16 protein-coding genes are annotated in these 18924 nt (G+C 65.8%); 4 read left to right on the top strand and 12 right to left on the bottom strand.

Annotated elements, in window-relative coordinates; all coding sequences use genetic code 11:
• Positions 1-258: 258 nt before the first annotated feature.
• Both B2W22_RS00595 and B2W22_RS00590 read right to left on the bottom strand, forming a co-directional pair.
• Positions 259-1629, bottom strand: coding sequence for a sigma-54-dependent transcriptional regulator (locus B2W22_RS00595; RefSeq protein ID WP_286935905.1), 1371 nt, complete (start codon positions 1627-1629; stop codon positions 259-261).
• 90 nt (positions 1630-1719) lie between these two features.
• On the bottom strand, positions 1720-3666 hold the full coding sequence (locus B2W22_RS00590; protein ID WP_286935904.1) for a sensor histidine kinase: 1947 nt from the start codon (positions 3664-3666) through the stop codon (positions 1720-1722).
• 293 nt (positions 3667-3959) lie between these two features.
• Between B2W22_RS00590 and B2W22_RS00585 the strand changes: the two genes are divergently transcribed.
• Positions 3960-5312 (top strand): dicarboxylate/amino acid:cation symporter, encoded by a 1353-nt coding sequence (locus B2W22_RS00585; RefSeq protein ID WP_175125085.1) that lies wholly within the window; start codon positions 3960-3962, stop codon positions 5310-5312.
• A 122-nt stretch (positions 5313-5434) separates the two neighbouring features.
• Here the strand turns inward: B2W22_RS00585 and B2W22_RS00580 are convergent, their stop codons facing one another.
• The 7 genes from B2W22_RS00580 to B2W22_RS00550 form a co-directional block, all read right to left on the bottom strand.
• Positions 5435-6061: a Maf family protein gene (locus B2W22_RS00580; protein WP_175125084.1), complete on the bottom strand. Its 627-nt coding sequence runs from the start codon at positions 6059-6061 to the stop codon at positions 5435-5437.
• Between the two features lie 31 nt (positions 6062-6092).
• A complete protein-coding gene (rlmH, locus tag B2W22_RS00575) occupies positions 6093-6563 on the bottom strand; it encodes a 23S rRNA (pseudouridine(1915)-N(3))-methyltransferase RlmH (RefSeq protein ID WP_175139272.1) in 471 nt (156 codons plus the stop codon).
• A gap of 7 nt (positions 6564-6570) precedes the next feature.
• Positions 6571-6981 (bottom strand): ribosome silencing factor, encoded by a 411-nt coding sequence (gene rsfS, locus B2W22_RS00570; RefSeq protein WP_191577071.1) that lies wholly within the window; start codon positions 6979-6981, stop codon positions 6571-6573.
• 63 nt (positions 6982-7044) lie between these two features.
• Positions 7045-7632, bottom strand: a complete 588-nt coding sequence (gene nadD / locus B2W22_RS00565) for a nicotinate (nicotinamide) nucleotide adenylyltransferase (RefSeq protein ID WP_175139271.1) — start codon at positions 7630-7632, stop codon at positions 7045-7047.
• Positions 7629-8540, bottom strand: coding sequence for an oxygen-dependent coproporphyrinogen oxidase (gene hemF, locus B2W22_RS00560; RefSeq protein WP_286935903.1), 912 nt, complete (start codon positions 8538-8540; stop codon positions 7629-7631). Before hemF ends, nadD begins: the two co-directional genes overlap by 4 nt.
• Before the next feature lie 12 nt (positions 8541-8552).
• Complete coding sequence (gene purD / locus B2W22_RS00555; RefSeq protein ID WP_175125079.1) at positions 8553-9860, bottom strand: phosphoribosylamine--glycine ligase; 1308 nt, start codon at positions 9858-9860, stop codon at positions 8553-8555.
• Between the two features lie 63 nt (positions 9861-9923).
• Positions 9924-10655, bottom strand: coding sequence for a YebC/PmpR family DNA-binding transcriptional regulator (locus B2W22_RS00550; RefSeq protein ID WP_175125078.1), 732 nt, complete (start codon positions 10653-10655; stop codon positions 9924-9926).
• Positions 10656-10814: 159 nt separating this feature from the next.
• Here B2W22_RS00550 and B2W22_RS00545 point away from each other — a divergent pair, with 159 nt between their 5' ends.
• The 3 genes from B2W22_RS00545 to B2W22_RS00535 all read left to right on the top strand — a co-directional run bounded on the left by B2W22_RS00545 (position 10815) and on the right by B2W22_RS00535 (position 14540).
• Positions 10815-12353, top strand: a complete 1539-nt coding sequence (locus B2W22_RS00545) for a helicase HerA-like C-terminal domain-containing protein (protein ID WP_175125077.1) — start codon at positions 10815-10817, stop codon at positions 12351-12353.
• 127 nt (positions 12354-12480) lie between these two features.
• The gene (locus tag B2W22_RS00540; RefSeq protein ID WP_191577066.1) at positions 12481-13548 is read left to right on the top strand and encodes a tartrate dehydrogenase; all 1068 of its coding nucleotides are present in this window, start codon (positions 12481-12483) and stop codon (positions 13546-13548) included.
• Between the two features lie 32 nt (positions 13549-13580).
• Entirely contained in the window at positions 13581-14540 is a 960-nt protein-coding gene (locus tag B2W22_RS00535; protein WP_239214662.1) for a hypothetical protein, read from the top strand.
• Positions 14541-14632: 92 nt separating this feature from the next.
• Here the strand turns inward: B2W22_RS00535 and B2W22_RS00530 are convergent, their stop codons facing one another.
• From B2W22_RS00530 to B2W22_RS00520, 3 genes are read right to left on the bottom strand one after another with little or no spacing between them, the layout of a single operon-like run.
• Positions 14633-16246 (bottom strand): DHA2 family efflux MFS transporter permease subunit, encoded by a 1614-nt coding sequence (locus tag B2W22_RS00530; protein ID WP_286935902.1) that lies wholly within the window; start codon positions 16244-16246, stop codon positions 14633-14635.
• Entirely contained in the window at positions 16243-17436 is a 1194-nt protein-coding gene (locus B2W22_RS00525; RefSeq protein ID WP_175125074.1) for an efflux RND transporter periplasmic adaptor subunit, read from the bottom strand. Before B2W22_RS00525 ends, B2W22_RS00530 begins: the two co-directional genes overlap by 4 nt.
• A 21-nt stretch (positions 17437-17457) precedes the next feature.
• On the bottom strand, positions 17458-18873 hold the full coding sequence (locus B2W22_RS00520; RefSeq protein WP_175125073.1) for an efflux transporter outer membrane subunit: 1416 nt from the start codon (positions 18871-18873) through the stop codon (positions 17458-17460).
• Positions 18874-18924: the final 51 nt, after the last annotated feature.

Genomic DNA, 18924 nt, shown 5'->3' with positions numbered 1-18924 from the left:
GTTTTGTCTTTGTGGCGTCGGGAATGAGTGCCCAGCTTGCTGGCGCGTGGCGAGCGGTGCCTATGCCTGACAACAGAAGCAGGTCGGGCGCGGGGCGCTACTACGTCGGCGCGGGGCGCGGCTACGCGCTGCTGGCCTCAAAACCTCCTTGGTATATCGCTTTAATTAAGAAACCCCTCGCGGCTGGCGCCGCGAGGGGTTTTTGTTTTGTTGAGCGGGGGATGGCCTGCGCAGCAGAGGATTCTCGACTTGGCTGCTTTAGAGAGGGCTACGGGATCCGCCGACGTAATCCTGGCGGTCGATGCCGTGGCGTTGAAGTTTGTCGTAGAACGTCTTGCGCGGAATGCCTAGCGCGTCGAGCGTGGCCTTGATGTCGCCGCGGTGGGCGGTGAGGGCGTCGCGGATGATTTGCGCTTCGATCTGCTCCATGCGTTCCGGAAGGCTGAGGGCGCCCCCTTGCGGTTGGACAGGCTCAGGTGCGGAGCTATTGAGAACCCCAAGCACGAAACGTTCTGCGAAGTGCGCGAGTTCACGAACGTTGCCGGGCCAGTCGTGCGTCATCAGGTGTTGGCGGATCGAGGCGGGCATGTCGGGGATGTCGCGCTGGAAACGGCGTGAGGCGTGGCCGAGGTAGTGGGCGAAGAGTAGCGGGATGTCTTCACGGCGTTCCCGCAACGGTGGAAGGCGGATCGTGACGACGTTGAGGCGGTAGAACAGATCTTCGCGGAACTTGGCGCGTATGGCGGGGCTACCCAGATCTTCTTTTGTGGCGGCGACTACGCGCAGGTCGAGATTGCGGACTTCGTTGCTGCCGAGCGGAGTGATCTGGCGTGATTCGAGCACGCGCAGCAGTTTGACCTGGACGGCGAGCGGCATGCTTTCGATTTCATCGAGAAACAGGGTGCCGCCGCTGGCATGTTCGATGCGGCCGATGCGTTTCTTTTGGGCGCCCGTGAAAGCGCCAGGCTCGTGACCGAAGAGCTCGCTTTCGATGACACTTTCGGGCAAGGCGCCGCAATTGATGGCGACCAGCGCACGGTGCCGGCGGCGGCTCAGGCGGTGCAGTGCGGTTGCGACGACTTCCTTGCCGGTGCCCGTTTCACCTTCAACGAGTACATCGACGTCGGCGTCTGCAATGTGGCGCAGCGTTTGCTTGATGCGCTGCATGGCGGGCGTGGTGCCGATGAACGGCACTTCGTCGGCTTCGACGGTGAAGGCGGCTTCGCGCAGACGACGGTTTTCGAGAACGAGGCGCCGTTTTTCGGCGGCATGACTGATGGCGGCTACCAGGCGATCGGCCGGATAGGGCTTTGACAGGAAGTCGTACGCACCTTCCCGCATGCATTGAACTGCTGTGGCGATGTCGCCGTGGCCTGTAATCAGGATGACTGGAATGTCAGGGTCGATGGCGCGTAGCCGCTGGAAAAGCTCGAGGCCGTCGATATCAGGCATGCGGATATCCGTGACCACTACGCCGTCGAAATTCCGGTCCAGGGCCGGCAACGCAGCACGCGCGTTGGCGTGCGCCTCGACCGAGATGCCGTGAAGCTTCAGCGTTTGCTGGGCCGCGCGGCGCAGTTCGTCGTCGTCGTCAATGAACACGGCGTGGGGCGCGACGGGCCGTTGCATGCGGTCGTCCGTCACGTCCGCGACCTTTGCTGTATTACGGGCATTTGCGGATTTTGCGGCAGTTGGGGCTCGGCGCCGGGGGATTGAGGATCAGGGGCACGCGTCATGGTGAGTGCTCGGGGTGTGAGTTTGATCCGGCGCTTTGCGCAGGGTCAGAATGAACAAGGCGCCGGTCGCGGGCGCATGAGGGGACGGCAAGCTGGCATCGCCTGGGCGGGCGGCGCGTAGTTCGCCGCCGAACTCTGTGACGATGTCGCGGCTGATGACGAGGCCCAGGCCCATGCCGTCCGGCTTGGTCGTGTGAAAGGGGGTGAAGAGGTGGGCGCGGGCTTGGTCGGACAGGCCGGGGCCGTTGTCGTGAACCTGCAGCTGCACGGTGTCGCCGAGGTCTTGCAAGGCGATGATGATTCGCCCGTTCTGGGCGCCTTCCAGCGCCTCGAGCCCGTTCTGCAGCAGATTGACCAAAACCTGCTCCAACCGAACGCGATTGGCCAGGACGTGGCAGTTCTGGTTGCGAGGCGGGCTTTGCAGCGTGACGCCTTGGCGGCGGGCGCGGGGACCCACGAGGAGAATCGCCCCTTCCAGAGCTTCCATCAGGTCGGTTGGGCCGACTGTTGCACCTGCCTTGCGCGAAAAGGCGCGAAGCTCGCCGGTGATGTGGCCGATTCGATCGGTCAGTGCGGCGATGGTACCCAGGTTCTCCTGGACGGCGCTTTCGTCGCGGCGTCGCAGAAACTCGGCGGCGTTGTCGGCGTAGGCGCGGATGGCTGCGACGGGCTGGTTGACCTCGTGCGCGACGCCAGCCGCGACCTGGCCCAGCAATGCCAGCTTGCTGGCTTGGACCAGTTCGTCCTTCATGGTGTGAAGCTGGGATTCGGCGCTTTGGCGTTCGTCCATTTCGTCGACGAGCTTGGCGTTCACGTCTCGCAGCTGCGCTGTGCGCTCGTCCACCAGCGCTGCGAGCTGTTGTTGAATCGCGGCCTGTTGCTCGGCGCGTTCCTGGTTGCGATGACGGCGGTACAGCACCACGCCGATCAGCGCGGCGAGCACGCTCTGCGTAAGTAATGCGCCGAGTTGGGCATTGGCGCTGGCCTGATTCATGGCCGCCTGCACCGGGGATAGCTGGTGCAGCGTCCAGCCGGGCGATTCGATGACCGGCAGGGTGGTGTGCAGCAGCGGAGCGCCGGCGGCGGCGCGGGGCAGCGCGTCGTCGGTGCGGATGAGTTGGCCGTTGCTGGCCGGTTGCAGGGGCGGTGTGACGGGAAGCGGTTGGAATTTTGCGTCGCCAAACTGCAGGCTGGTGCGCAGCGTCTCTGCCAGCGCGGCCGACAGCGGCGCCAGCACCCTGAAGCGCCAGTCTGGAATATTGCCCAGCAACACCACCCCATGTTCGTCGGTCACGAAGATGACGGCGTTGGCTTGGCGCCAATCGGCCTCCAGGTCCCGGAAGTCGACCTTCAAGACCACCACGCCCAGCATTGCGCCCTGCGCGTCGTCCACACGCCGCGACAGGTACAGGCCCGCTTCGTGGCTGACCGTGCCCAGTGCGAAGTGTTCGGCCGAGCCGTGCAGGACCGATCCCTGGAAGTAGGGGCGGAATTCGTAATCGACGCCGACGAAGGTGGCCGGTTCGCGCCAATTGCTGGCGGCGATCGCCAGGCCTTTTTTGTCGAGCACGTAGATGGCGGAGGCGCCGACGCCGCGGCTGAGCGCTTCGAGCTTTTCGTCCAACGCCTCGATCTGCCTTGAACTGGCCCCTTGAAGCGCTGCACGCAGGTCGACGTCCTGGGTCAGCACAAAGGGCAGCGCCCGGAATTTGTCGAGGTTGTTGCGCAGCAGCGCGGCGTTGATCTGGCCGGTGCTGCGGGCCTGGAGGGCGGCCTCGCGCAGCGCCCCGTCGCGCGCCCACTGGGTGGCCGCGTGCAGCGTGATCGCGACGATGCCGACGGCCAGCAGTGTCAGCCCCACGCGCCATGGCCAGGACCAGGCGCGGGAAGAGGTGGGCGGGGGGAGGGGTGAGGAAGAGGGGCCGTTCATGGTGTGCGGTTTTCCGCACATTTTAGCGGGTTTCTGTGCGGAGATTCGCCTATTAATGCTTCTCGGTGGACAAGCAGCGATTGCGAAATCCTATATTTTTCAATGCTTTATCTGAATTGTTGCGGGGCCGCCTGACTTGGCATGGGTATTGCGTTTATACCGGCAAGCCGCGCGGCACACCCCCGCGGTGAAATCGGCCGGCGGCAGGATCGCATGGCCATAAAACAGATAACGCCCCGACGTCGCACGCGCCACGCTGCGCGGAGCAAGGGGCCCTGGTGGGGACAATCCCAATGATCGAAGTGGATCAAAGCGCGCCCGCGCGCAAGCTCAAGTTCTATCAAATCCTGTACGTGCAGGTGATCTTCGCCATCGTGGTGGGCATCTTGCTTGGCGCATTCAAGCCGGAACTCGGCCAGCAGATGCAACCGCTGGGCGACGCCTTCATCAAGCTGGTGAAGATGATCATTGCGCCGGTCATCTTCCTGACCGTGGCAACCGGCATTGCCGCCATGAGCGACCTGAAGAAGGTCGGGCGCGTGGCCGGTAAGGCCATGCTGTATTTCCTGGTGTTCTCGACGTTGGCGTTGGTCGTCGGCATGGTGGTCAGCCATATCGTGCAGCCCGGCGCCGGCATGCACATCGACCCGACCACGCTGGATCAGAAGGCCGTATCCGGATATGTCGCCAAGGCGCATGATTCGACGATCACCGGCTTCCTGATGAACGTCATTCCCACGACCATCTTCAGCCCGTTCGTCGGTGGCGACATCCTGCAGGTGCTGTTCGTGGCGGTGCTGTTCGGCATTTCGCTCGCCATGGTCGGCGAGCGCGGCAAACCGATCCTGAATTTCATGACGGCGCTGGCGCAGCCCATCTTCAAGATGGTGGCGATCCTGATGAAGGCCGCGCCCATCGGCGCCTTTGGCGCGATGGCGTTCACCATCGGCAAATACGGCATCAAGTCGGTCGTGAACCTGGCGATGCTGGTGGGCACGTTCTACGCGACGTCGGTGCTGTTCGTGGTGGTCGTGCTGGGCCTGGTTGCCCGCTACAACGGCTTCTCGATCTTCAAGCTGGTCCGCTACATCCGCGAAGAACTGCTGCTGGTGCTGGGCACGAGCTCGTCGGAAGCCGCTCTGCCGACGTTGATGCAGAAGATGGAACGCGCTGGCTGCTCGAAGTCGGTGGTCGGCCTGGTGGTGCCTACCGGTTACTCGTTCAACCTGGACGGCACCAACATCTACATGACGATGGCCGCGCTGTTCATTGCGCAGGCCTGCGACATTCCGCTGTCGCTGGGGGATCAGATCCTGCTGCTGCTCGTGGCGATGCTGAGCTCGAAGGGCGCGGCCGGCGTGACCGGCGCGGGTTTCATCACGCTGGCGGCCACGCTGTCTGTGGTGCCTTCGGTGCCGGTCGCCGGCATGGCGCTGATCCTGGGTGTGGATCGCTTCATGTCGGAATGCCGCGCCCTGACCAACCTGGTCGGCAACGCGACCGCCACCGTGGTCGTCGCGCGCTGGGAAGGCGAGCTCGATCAGGAGCAACTGCATGCCACGCTGGACAGCGCAGGCACGCCCGCGGCGGCGCAGACGCAATCGCAGCCGCAAGTCGCCATCGGCGAACCTGCCCGCCAGAGCTGAACTTCTTCGCCGCGCGTGCCCGGCGGCGAATGAAACATGGCCTGCGCCGAATCGCGTGCCGGTCAAAAAAAATCCCCCAAAAGCCATGCGGCGCGGGGGATTTTTTTCGGGCTGGATTTGTGTCAGGGCACCTGGATGCCGGCCTCGCGGAGCAGGTTGGCGGTTTCGAAGAGCGGCAGGCCCATTACGCCGGTGTAGCTGCCGGCGATGCGCGAGACGAATGTGCCCGCCAGGCCTTGAATGCCATACGCGCCCGCCTTGCCGAAGGGTTCGCCGCTGTCGCAATAGCGGCTGATTTCGTCTTCTTGCAAGGCGCGCATGTGGACTTCGGTGATGGAGACGGCTTCCAGCAGCCGGTCGCCGCTGCAGACCGCGACGGCGGTATGGACTTCGTGCGAGGCGCCGGACAGCGCTCGCAGGATACGGATCGCGTCGTCGCGGTCCGCCGGCTTGCCCAGGACCTCGCCCGCCAGGATGACGGTGGTGTCGGCGGCAAGCAAGGGCAGGACGGGCATGGCGTGCGCGCGCATCCAGTCGCGGCCGCGCAGGGCCTTGTCCCGGGCGGTGCGCTGCACGTAATCAGCGGCGCTTTCGCCCGGATGCTGCGGTTCGTCCTCGCCGGGCGGGGCCGGAACGAGCAGGACCTCGTGCGCGAGGCCGATCTGATTCAGCAATTCGCGTCGGCGCGGGCTGGCGGAGGCGAGATAGAGGCGCGGGGAGGAACGGGAGAGAGTGGCGGTGTCGGTCATGCGCAGCAGGGCAGGCGCCGCCGGGCGGCGGTCACGCGCGGTGGTAGGGATGGTTGGTCATGATGGCCCAGGCGCGGTAAAGCTGTTCGGCCAGGACCACGCGCACCATGGGGTGGGGCAACGTGAGGGACGACAGGCGCAACTGGCCGCTGGCGGATGCCTTGAGGGCGGGATCCAGGCCGTCGGGGCCGCCGACAAGAAACGCGACATCCTGCCCGCCCGCGCGCCACTGTTCGAGTTTTTGCGACAGCGCCATCGTGGTGAGGTCGCGGCCGCGTTCGTCCAGGGCCAGGCGCAGCACATTGGCGGGCAGGGCGGCCTCAATGCGCTTGGCCTCGGCCGCCATCATCTGGGCCGGGGTCTTGCCTGTGGTGCGGGGTTCGGGCTTGATCTCGCGCAGTTCAAGGGCGCAGTCGGCCGGCAGGCGCTTGGCGTAGTCGTCCCAGGCGGTCTGCACCCAGTCCGGCATCCGCGTGCCCACCGCGACGACGATCAGCTTCACGGCGTGATCAGTCTTCGGTGTCGTCGTAACCGCTGCCGCTGTCGCTGGGGACAGGCGCGACGCGGGTCGATTCGGGCAGGAGCTTCACGCGCACCGGCTTGCCGCCCCAGATTTCTTCGAGGTTGTAATACTGGCGAATGGCCGGCTGCATGATGTGCACGACGACATCGCCAAGGTCGACGACGACCCATTCACCGGTGTCCTCGCCTTCGATGGTGATGCCGGTAAGCGACATGGCGCGGCCGCGATCAGCGACGCTGGACGCCAGCGCGCGGGTCTGCCGGTTGGAGGTGGCGCTTGCAATCACGACGCGATCGAACAGGCTGGTCAGATGCGTGGTGCTGAAGACCTTGATGTCTTGCGCCTTGACGTCTTCGAGGGCGTCGATGACGGCGCGTTGGAGTTTCTGTATATCCATAGGTGCAAATATAACCCGCTCGAGGGCAGCGGCGGCTGACCGGCAGCGCCGGGCGGGAAGGGTTTATCGGTAGAGTTTGTGCGCCGCAATATAGGCGGCGACGGACGCGTCGAGCAGTCCGTCGGTGGATTCGCCCTGCGCCAGGCGCTGGCGGATTTCGGAAGCCGACACCGGCATGGGCGGAAAAGGCAATTCTTGCAGCGTGCGGCCCTGGTCCTCTAGCCATTGCGCAAGTTCCGGCGGTGCGCTTAGGGGCGTGCCGGGGCGGGTGGCCACGGCCAGGTCGACCAGGCTGGAAATGTCGCGCCAGTTGCGCCAGGTGCAGAAATTGGCGAGCTGGTCGGCCCCCAGCAGCCATGCATAGCGCGCGTCCTGCGGCAGGGCGCGCAGCGTGTCGATGGTGTAGGTGGCGCCGCCCCGCTCGATTTCAATGGGGTTGACCGCCAGTCCGGGATGGCCGGCGATGGCCAGTTCCAGCATCGCAAGGCGATGTTCGGCGGTGGCGTTCAGCGCAGCGCGCTGCCAGGGGTTGGCGGCGGGGATGAGCTGCACCTGGTCTAACCCCAGCGACTGCAGGGCATTCTGCGCCAGCGCGATGTGGGCGACGTGAACGGGGTCGAAGCTGCCGCCGAAGAGGCCGATGCGTTTCAAACCCAGTCCCGCGGTTTGAGATAGGCGGCCAGTTCGGCCTCGGGGGTGCCGGCTTCAGGCTGCCAGTCGTAGCGCCATTGCGCGAGCGGCGGCATGGACAGCAGGATCGATTCGGTGCGGCCCCCGGATTGCAGGCCGAAGAGCGTGCCGCGGTCGAAGACCAGGTTGAATTCGACGTAGCGGCCGCGGCGGTAGGCCTGGAAATCGCGCTCGCGTTCGGTGTAGGCGATGCCGCGGCGCTTGTCGACGATGGGCAGGTAGCTGTCCAGGAATGCGTCGCCGACTGAACGGGTCAGGGCAAAAGACGCGTCGAAGCCGGGGGCGTTCAGGTCGTCGAAGAAGACGCCGCCGATGCCGCGGGTTTCGTCGCGATGCTTGAGGAAGAAGTATTCGTCGCACCAGCGCTTGTAGCGCGGATAGTAATCGGGCCCATGGACCGCCAGCGCGTCCCGGCACACCGTGTGGAAGTGGCGGGCGTCTTCTTCGAAGGGATAGTACGGGGTGAGGTCGATGCCGCCGCCGAACCAGAAGACGTCGGCCTCGTCATGGCCGGGCCGCGCGGCCGCGACGAACATGCGCACGTTCATGTGCGTGGTGGGCACGTACGGATTGCGCGGGTGCAGCACCATGGACACGCCCATGGCTTCCCATGAGCGGCCGGCAAGTTCCGGGCGGTGCGCGCTGGCCGATGGCGGCAGCTTGGAACCCTTGACGTGGCTGAACAGCACGCCGGCGCGTTCGAAGAGCTGGCCGCCTTCGAGCAGGCGCGACAGACCGCCGCCGCCCTCGGGCCGCACCCATTCGTCGGCGCGGAAGGGGCCGCCTTCGGCCGCTTCCAGCGCGCCCACGATGCGGGCCTGCAAGCCGGTGAGGTAGTCCCGGACAGCGGAGACGGGCAGAGCGGTCATGGGCGGTTCCGGTTACGCGTTGGACTTGGGCTTTTGCTGCGACGGCTTGAGCGCGCGCCAGCCGATGTCGGAGCGGTACTGGCGGCCATCGAAGTGGATGCGGTCAATGGCTTCGTAGACACGGTCGCGCGCCATTTTGACGGAATCGCCCAGGGCGGTGACGCACAGTACGCGCCCGCCAGTGGTCTTGACTTCTTCGCCATCGAGCTGGGTGGCGGCGTGAAAGACCATGCAGTCTTCGGCATCGGCGGGCAGGCCACGGATGACGTCGCCGGTGCGCGGCGTGTTGGGGTAGTTGTGAGCGGCCAGCACGGCGCCCAGGGCGGTGCGGCGGTCCCAGACGATGTCAGCCTGGTCGAGCGTGCCTTCGACGGCGTGCTCGAGGGCATCCAGCAGGTCGCTCTTGACGCGCATCATGATGGGCTGGGTTTCGGGGTCGCCCATGCGGCAGTTGAATTCCAGCGTCTTGATTTCGCGGTCGGGGTCATCGCCCGGGGCGATCATCAGGCCGGCGTACAGGAAACCCGTGTACGGAATGCCGTCGCGCGTCATGCCCTGCACGGTGGGCAGGATGATTTCGCGCATGATGCGGTGATGCAGTTCGGGCGTGACGATGGGCGCGGGGGAGTAGGCGCCCATGCCGCCCGTATTGGGACCGCGGTCGCCGTCTTGCAGGCGCTTGTGGTCCTGGCTGGTGGCCAGGGCGAGCACGTTGCGGCCGTCGCACATGACGATGAAGCTGGCTTCTTCGCCGATCAGGCATTCTTCGATGACGACGCGCGCGCCGGCTTCGCCCATGGAGCCGTCGCCCAGCATGGCGTCGACGGCGGCGTGCGCTTCTTCGAGGGTGGCGGCGACGACCACGCCCTTGCCCGCGGCCAGACCGTCAGCCTTGATGACGATGGGCGCGCCTTCCTGGTCAATGTAGGCATGAGCCTTGGCCGGGTCGGTGAAGGTTTCGTAGCGCGCGGTCGGGATGTTGTGCCGGACCATGAAGGCCTTGGCGTAATCCTTGGAGCTTTCAAGCTGCGCGGCGGCCTTGGTGGGTCCGAAGATCTTCAGGCCACGGGCGCGGAAGACGTCGACGACACCGGCGGCCAGGGGCGCCTCGGGGCCGACGACCGTCAGGGCGATGCCCTCGCGCTGGACGAAATCGGCCAGTTCCTCGGCATTGGTGAGCGGGATGTTCTCCATCTGCTCGGCCCGTTGCGTGCCGCCGTTGCCCGGAGCGACATACACCTTGTGCACGCGCGGGGAGCGGGCCAGCCGCCAGGCGAGGGCATGTTCGCGGCCGCCCGAGCCAATTACCAGGAGTTTCATGTTGCGTGAGTCTGAAGAGGCGCGCAGGCGGACGGAGCCGCTGGCGCGCCAGGAAAGGGAGAGTTACTGCGCTTCGTCGAAAATGACGGTCGTATAGACTTCCTGCACGTCGTCCAGGCTTTCCAGGGCGTCGAGCAGTTTCTGCATCTTGGCGGCGTCGTCGCCGGCGAGTTCGGTTTCGTTCAGGGCCTTCATGACGATGCCGTCGACTTCGGCCTTCAGGCCGGCCTCGTCGAAGGCCTTGCGCACGGCAGCGTAATCGGACGGGGCGCAGACGACTTCGATCACGCCTTCTTCGTCGGTGGTGACGTCTTCGGCGCCGGCCTCGAGGGCGGCTTCCATGACCTTGTCTTCAGGGGTGCCCGGGGCGAACACGAATTGGCCGCAGTGCTTGAACATGAAGGCGACCGAGCCTTCCTGGCCGAGGTTGCCGCCGTTCTTGGAGAACGCGTGGCGCACTTCGGCGACGGTGCGGGTGCGGTTGTCGGTCATGCAGTCGACGATGACCGCCGCGCCGCCAATGCCGTAGCCTTCGTAGCGGACTTCTTCGTAGGCCTCGCCGTCGGCGCCGCCCGCGCCACGCTGGATGGCGCGCTGGATGTTGTCCTTGGGCATGTTGGCGTCGGTGGCCTTGTCCCAGGCCATGCGCAAACGAGGGTTGCTGTCCGGGTCGGGGCCGCCGGCGCGCGCCGCCACGGTGATTTCACGAATGATCTTGGTCCAGAGCTTTCCGCGCTTGGCGTCTTGGCGCCCTTTGCGGTGCTGAATATTGGCCCATTTGCTGTGTCCGGCCATGGCTTCCCAGGGTAATGTGTCTGCAAAGACGGCATTTTACCGTGCCGGCGGCCCTCCCGTCCGGCAAGAGGGACGCTTGTGTCCATATAGCCACGCGCACAAGGCGGGCGGCAGGCTCTACACTTGGGCATCCATCTGATCCCTGGTCCGGAGCCGCCCATGCCCAACCCCCTTGTCATCGCCAAGAACGCGCAGACCGAGTTGGCGCTGCTGCCGGCCCTGGCCAACCGCCACGGGTGCATCACGGGGGCCACCGGCACGGGCAAAACCGTCACGCTGCAGGTCCTGGCCGAGTCTTTTTCCCGGATCGGCACGCCCGTGTTCATGGCGGACGTCAAAGGTGACCTGACCGGCATTTCGCAGGCGGGAGTGTCCAGCCCCAAGCTGCAGGAACGCCTGAAGAACCTGGGGCTGCCGGAGCCCGCCTGGGGCGCCAGCCCGGTCGCCCTGTGGGACGTCTTTGGCGAGCAGGGGCTGCCGGTGCGGGCCACCATTACCGATATGGGGCCGCTGCTGCTGTCGCGCATTCTTGAACTGAACGACACGCAGGAAGGCGTCCTGACCCTGGTTTTCAAGGTGGCGGACGACGAGGGACAACTGCTGCTGGACTTGAAGGATTTGCGGGCGATGCTGCAGGACGTCGCCGACCGCGCCGGCGAACTAAAGACGCGCTACGGCAATGTGTCCTCGGCCAGCGTCGGCGCCATCCAGCGCGGTCTGCTCGCGCTGGAATCGCAAGGCGCGGAACGATTTTTCGGCGAGCCGATGCTGGACGTTGCCGACCTGATGCGCACCGACGCGCAGGGCCGCGGCATCGTCAACGTGCTGGCGGCCGACAAGCTGATGCAGGCGCCGCGCCTGTACGCCATCTTCCTGCTGTGGCTGCTGGCCGACCTGTATGAAAAGCTGCCCGAGGTGGGCGACATGGACCAGCCCAAGCTGGTCTTCTTCTTCGACGAGGCCCACCTGCTGTTCAACGACGCCCCGCAGGCGCTCCTGACCAAGATCGAGCAGGTCGTGCGCCTGGTCCGCTCCAAGGGCGTGGGCGTTTATTTCGTGACGCAGAATCCGCTGGATATCCCCGACACCGTGCTGGGCCAGTTGGGCAACCGCGTCCAGCATGCGCTGCGGGCGTTCACGCCGCGCGACCAGAAGGCCGTCAAGACTGCGGCGCAGACCATGCGGCCCAATCCCGGCCTGGACATCGAGGCCGCGATCACCGAGCTGGGCGTGGGCGAGGCGCTGGTGTCGCTCCTGGATGCCAAGGGCCGCCCGATGCCGACCGAGCGCGCCTACATCGTGCCGCCGGGCAGCCGTATCGGGCCGGCGACGGACGCGGAACGTCAGGCGCTGCGCCAGGGCAATCCCCTGGCGCCCAAATATGAAAAGGCGGTCGACCGGGAATCCGCCTACGAAATCCTGGCGGGCCGCGCGGCGGCGCCGGCAGAACCTCCGGTCGCCAAGGATGTTCCGGCCCGGGCCGGGCAGCCGTCCGCCAAGACGTCCCAGCCGCCTGCCGACGAGAGCGGCGGGCTGATGGACAGCCTGAAGGACGTGCTGTTCGGGTCGACCGGACCGCGGGGCGGCAAACGCGACGGCGTGGTGCAGACCATTGCCAAAAGCTCGGCACGCTCCATCGCGCGGGAACTCACGCGAGGGATCCTCGGGTCGTTGCTGGGATCGAAGGGCCGGCGCTAAGCCTCATCGGCGCAACGTGGCGTATCGGTTAGTCCGACCGTCCGTTTCGTAAAGTGGGGTATTGTGTGGCCGGCATTTATGCCTGACATTGCGGGCGGTGTATCAATGAAAACCAAAGGAAGACGTGGTGGCTAAGAAACACAAGATTGCGGTGCTCCCAGGAGACGGGATCGGCAAGGAAGTCGTGCCGGAAGGTTTGAAGGTGCTGGATGCCGTGGCGACGCGGTTCGGAATCGAGTTCCAATGGGACCATTTCGACTGGAGCTGCGACTATTACGCCAAGCACGGCAAGATGATGCCGGACGACTGGAAGGACCAGATCGGCCAGCACGAGGCCATTTTCTTCGGTTCGATCGGCTGGCCCGCTACGGTGCCCGACCACGAGGCCTTGTGGGGCTCGTTGTTCAAGTTCCGCCGTGAATTCGATCAATACATCAATCTGCGCCCGGTGCGTCTGATGCCCGGCGTGCCGTCGCCGCTGGCCGACCGCAAGCCCGGCGAGATCGATTTCTTCATCGTGCGTGAAAACACCGAAGGCGAATACTCCAACAGCGGTGGCCGCCTGTTCGAGGGCACCGACCGCGAAGTGGTCATCCAGGAAAGCGTTTTCACGCGCATCGGCGCCGAGCGCGTGCTGAAGTTCGCATTTGAACTGGCGCAAAAGCGCGGCAAGCACCTGACCGCCGCCACCAAGTCCAATGGCATTTCGATTTCGATGCCGTGGTGGGACGAGCGCGTGGCCGAGATGGCCGGGAACTATCCCGACGTGCGCTGGGACAAATATCACATCGACATCCTGTGCGCACACTTCGTGCAGCATCCGGACTGGTTCGATGTCGTGGTGGCTTCCAACCTGTTTGGCGACATCCTGTCGGACCTGGGACCGGCCTGCACGGGCACCATCGGTATCGCGCCGTCCGCCAATCTCAACCCGGAACGCAAGTTTCCGTCGCTCTTTGAACCGGTGCATGGCTCGGCGCCGGACATTTATGGCAAGGGCATCGCCAACCCCATCGGTCAGATCTGGAGCGGGGCATTGATGCTGGATTTCTTGGGGTATCCCGACGCGTCGGCCGCCGTTGTCAAGGCAATCGAGACCGTGCTGGCCGAAGGTCCGCGGACGCGGGATATGAAAGGCAACGCTTCAACGGCCGAAGTCGGCGACGCGATCGCTGCGCTGGTCCGAGCCGGCTGATTGCATTGTCGGCAGGCCCGTCCGATTAATTGATGAACGACTCGATTATTTCTCCCCCCTCCGATCACGTGGGCGGCGGGCGGGCCGACCGCTTCGTGCGCAAGCTTTTTCGCATGCTGCGCTCGCGCACGCAGCGGCACAATCAGCATTTGTGGCCGTTCGTCCGTATCTGGCGCGACAAGGAAGGCGCGATCAGCGGGTATCGCGCCTTCGGTCGTTCGCTGCCCGTCACGCCGCTATCCCAAGGCTACGACCCCGCCGACAAGGTGGTGCATCTGATCCTGAGCGGCCCGTCGATCGCCGAGATTCCCTATGACCGGATGGATATCGGCGTGGCGATGGGCGTCAATGGCGCCATCGCGCTGTCGCGCAAGTTCGGTCTGAAGTTCAAGTATTACTGCATCATCGACCAGAACTTCGTGCGCGACCGCATCGACCTGGTGCGAGAGATCGTCGCGAGCGACCTGACCTTGTATGTGTTTCCGGAGGTGCTGCGCTACATAATGCAGGGCATCGCGCAGGAACACATCCGCTGCCGCATCTGCATCATCGAACTGATATCCAAGCGCGCCTACGAGCGTAGCGCCGCGCCCGCAGTGCTCAAGCGCATTGCGGCGGCCTCGGCTGACGTCGAACTGCTGGACGCCAAGCAGGGGCTGGGCTACAGCTTCGATGCCTCGCTGGGGGTATTCGATGCCGATACCGTCGCGTATGCGGCCCTTCAGGTCCTGATGTCCGGCGGGGTGCGCGAGGTCTACGTGCACGGGCTGGACCTGACCGTGCAGGGCGGATTGCGTTTCTACGACGAGGGCGGCAAGCCACAGACCAGCCGTCTGACACGCAACTTTCCGCGCTACATCGAACCGTCTTTCCGCTTTGCATCGCCGCTTTGGCGCGCGCGGGGGGTGTCCGTGTTCAATCTGTCGCCGGTCAGCGCGTTGTCGGCCGACATCATCGAACGCAAGGACTGGCGCACGCTGCTCAAGGACTGATCCGGCGGTGCGGACGCCGCCAGGCCAACCCGAGCATCAGAAAAAAACAAGGCGCCGCAAGGCGCCTTGTGCTTTTGCCGATGCCGTTCGTGTCAGTGCGCGCCGGCAGCCGCTTCCCCCGCACCGCCGCCGCCCGATTTGGACGGGCGCGGCCGCGCGAACCACACCAGGCCCATCAGCAGCAGGAAGATGATGGCGGACGCGTAGAACACGTCCGTCGCCGACATCGTGAAGGCCTGCGCATTGATCAGCCCGTCCACCATGGTGAGCGCTTGCTGTTGCGAGACGCCCAGCCCGTTCTGCAAGGTGTTCATGGTCTGGTCAAACGCCTGCTGGCCGGGCCGGGCAATCTCGGTCAGCTGCGCGTGATGCAGCGTTGCGCGGTTTTCCCACAGCGTCGTCGAAATCGACGTGCCGAACGCGCCCGCCGTCAGCCGCAGGAAGTTCGACAGGCCGGATGCCGCCGGGATGCGCCAAGGCTCCATGCTGGACAGCGTGATCGACGTGAGCGGCACGAAGAACGCCGCCATCGCCGCGCCCTGGATGATGGTCGGGATCATCAGCGTGCGCACGTCCGTCTGAGTGTTGAAGCCCGCGCGCATGAAGCAGACCAGCGCAAAAATCAGGAAGGCGACTGTGACGATCTGCCTGGGGTCGCGCGTGGCCAGCATCTTGCCCACGATGGGCGTGAGCAGGATCGCCAGCAGTCCGACCGGGGCAGTCACAAGCCCCGCATAGGTCGCGGTGTAGCCCATGTTGCTTTGCAGCCAGAGCGGCAGCAGCACGACGTTGCCGAAGAAGACGCCATAGGCCACCGCCAGCGTCAGCGCGCCCACCGTGAAGTTGCGGACCTTGAAAAGGCGCAGGTCCACCACGGGGTGCGCGTCGGTCAACTCCCAGATCAGGAAGAACACGAAGGCCACGAACGCAATCGCCGCCAGCGCGATGATGGTGGGGCTGGCAAACCAGTCCAGCTCCTTGCCCTTGTCCAGCATGATCTGCAGCGCGCCTACCCAGACCACGAGCAGGACGAGGCCGAGCTTGTCGATCGGCAGCTTGCGCGTGACGGATTCGCGGTTGCCGTAGATGCGCCAGCTGATCCAGGCGGCAAGGAGGCCCACCGGCACGTTGATGTAGAAGATCCAGGGCCAGGTGTAGTTGTCGGAAATCCAGCCGCCGAGCAGCGGGCCGGCCACCGGCGCCACCAGTGTGGTCATGGACCAGACCGCCAGCGCCATGCCTGCCTTGGACTTCGGAAAGCTGGCCAGCATCAGCGTCTGCGACAGGGGGATCATCGGGCCGGCCACCGCGCCTTGCAGCACCCGGAAGGCGATCAGCGCCTCGAGCGAGGGCGAAAAGCCGCACAGCCAGGACGCCAGCACGAAGAGCAGCGTGGAGATCAGGAACAGGCGCACCTGTCCGAAGCGTTGCGTCAGCCAGCCGGTCAGCGGCACGGTGATGGCGTTGGCCACCGCAAACGATGTAATGACCCACGTGCCCTGGCTGGTGCTCACGCCCAGGTCGCCGGAGATGGTGGGAATGGACACGTTCGCGATGGACGTGTCCAGCACGTTCATGAAGACCGCGGTCGACAGGGCAATGGACCCGATGATGCGGGTCGCGCCCTCCAATGGCGGATGGGTGCCCGGCGGGCGGGCGGCTTCTTGGGGCGTGCCGGCGCCCGCGGGCTGGGCGGCCGTGCTCATGATGCGACGTTGGCGGCGATGATCTTCGCGATCATTGCGTCGACTTCATTGTGGGCGGGCTCGAAGGCGCGGGTCGACCAGGCCGGTTCCTTGCGCGCCACCTGCGTGAGCGGGGCGCCATCGTCCTTGCCGACGTCAACTTCCACGTCCATCGACAGGCCCACGCGCAGCGGATGCTGCTTGAGGTCTTCGGGATCCAGCGTGATGCGCACGGGGACGCGCTGCACCACCTTGATCCAGTTGCCGGTGGCGTTCTGGGCGGGAAGCAGGGCGAAGGCGGCGCCCGTGCCGGCATCCAGCCCGGCGACGGTGCCGTGGTAGGTGACCGAGCTGCCGTATAGATCGGCCACCATCTTGACCGGCTGGCCGATGCGCATCTTGCGCAACTGGCCTTCCTTGAAGTTGGCCTCGACCCAGACCTGGTCCAGCGGCACCACGGTCATCAGCGCGGCGCCGGGGGCGACGCGCTGGCCGACCTGCGCGCTGCGACGCGCGATCACGCCGCCCACGGGGGCGGGCAGCACGGTGCGCGACTGCGCAAGCCAGGCGTTGCGCAGCTCGGCGGCCGCCTGGCGCACGTCGGGGTGATCGGCCACCGAGGTGCCTTGCGTCAGCGCCTGGTTGGTCGCCAGCTTGGCCTGCGCGGCGGCCAGTGCCGCCTTGGCTTGCGCAACGCCGGACTGCGCGGACTTGAGCGCGACCTCGGCGTGCAGGATTTCCTCGCCGCTGACGCCGCCCGACTTGGCGAGCTGCTGGCGGCGCTTCACGTCGCTCTGCGCGCGGGTCAGCTCAGCCTGGGCGCGCAGGATGTCGGCATTGCGCAGGTCGACGTCGGCCGCCAGCGCATCGTTCTGCACGTAGTAGGTCTGCACCTGGCGCACGGTCTGCGCCAGCTTGGCTTGCGCCTGCTGCAGGGCGACGTCGGTGTCGGCGGGGTCGAGGCGGACCAGCGGCTGGCCGGCGGTGACGGTTTCGGTGTCGTCGGCTTCGATGGCCACCACGGTGCCGGGCACCTGCGGCGTGATCTGCACCAGGTTGCCGTGCACGTAGGCATCGTCGGTGCTTTCAAAATGGGCGCCGAACAGCGCCCACCAGATGCCGTAGGCAATGCCGGCAACGATGAAAACGCCGGTCGCCGTCAGCAGGAGGCGTTTACGGGCGGGATGGGTGGTGGGAGTGGCAGCGTTCATGACGTCTGAATCCGGGATCGTTCAATGAATGGAGTTCGGGGCAGGCTCGGCCTGCGCCGCATAGCCGCCGCCCAGGGCGGTGGCAAGGTTGGCGTCGAGCTGATAGGCGCGGATGCGCAGGTCCGTTTCAAGACGGGCCTGCGTCAGCACGCCGGTCTGCGCGATCAACACGGTGATGTAGTTGCCCATGCCGGCCTTGTAGCGGTCGACGGCCAGGGCGTAGGCGGCCTCGATGGCCTCGCGCGCCTGGCGTTGCTGGGCCTTTTCCTGGTCCAGCAGGCGCAGGCCGTCCAGGGCGTCGGCGACCTGATGTGCGGCGTCCAGCACGGTCTGGTTGTAGTCCGACACCGCCAGGTCCGCATCGGCGCGGCGGCCCGCGAGATTGGCGTTGAGTTCTCCGCCGTGGAAGATGGGCAGCGTGATGGCCGGACCGATGCCGGCCATGCGGGCGTCGGCGCCCAGCAGGTTGCCGGTGCCGATCGCCTGAAAGCCGACGAACGCGGCGAGGTTCACGTTGGGATAGAACTCGGCCTTGGCCGTGTCGATGGCGTGGCGCGCCGCCTCGGCGCGCCAGCGGGCGGCCGTGACGTCGGGCCGGTGACCGAGCAGGTCGAGCGGAACACTGGCCGGGACCGCGCCGGCCGGTGCGGTCAGTGACACCTGAACCAGATCCTGTCCCCGCTGCGGGCCGGCGCCGGCCAAGGCGGCGACCTGGTTACGCAGTTGGGCGAGCGTGGTGTCGGTCTGGGTCAGTTCGACCTTGCCGGAGGCCAGCGACGACTCGGCCTGCTTGACTTCAACCTGCGTGTCCAGCCCGGCCGAGTAGCGGCCCTGGGTCAGCGACAGAACTTCAGCGCGCTGTGCGATCACGCGGTTCAGCACGTCGCGCTGGGCAAACGCGTTCTGCAGGTTCAGGTAGGCGCGCACGGTCGCGCTGGCGAGCAGGTTGCGCGCGGCTTGCGCGTCGGCGCTGGCGGCTTCCTGTTGCGACACGGCGGACTGCAGGCGCGAACGGTTCTTACCCCAGAAATCAAGCTCGTAGCTGAAGTCCAGCGCCAGCCGGTTGTCGCTGACGACGGAGCCGCCCAGCGGCGCCGGGTAGATGTAGTCCTTGGACAGGTGCTCGCGATTGAGGGTGTAGCCCGCGTCCACGCGCGGCAGCAGCGGGGCGCGCGCGATGCCGACGGCGGCGTTGGCCTTGGCCAGGCGCGCCTGCGCGGCGCTCATCGAGGGACTGTTTGCCAGCGCTTCGGTCATCAGCGCGTTGAGCTGCGGGTCGCCGTAGCGTTCCCACCATTGGGCGGCGGGCCATTCGGTGGCTTGACCGGTCAGCCCGAGCTTGGCGGCATCAAGCGCGGCGACGGGCTTGGGCGCCGGCTCCATCAGCGCGCAACCGGCGAGGGCGAGCACCAATGCGGTAGATAAAAGGCGTTTCATCCTGACTGTTAGCTGAAAGTAATTGATTAATCTGTATTTGCCTAGGCAACG

Origin of the sequence: Achromobacter sp. UBA4530, from assembly GCF_002388205.1 — a bacterium.
GTDB classification, from domain to species: Bacteria; Pseudomonadota; Gammaproteobacteria; order Burkholderiales; family Burkholderiaceae_B; genus Achromobacter; species Achromobacter animicus.
This window is presented reverse-complemented; position numbering and strand designations above follow the sequence as displayed.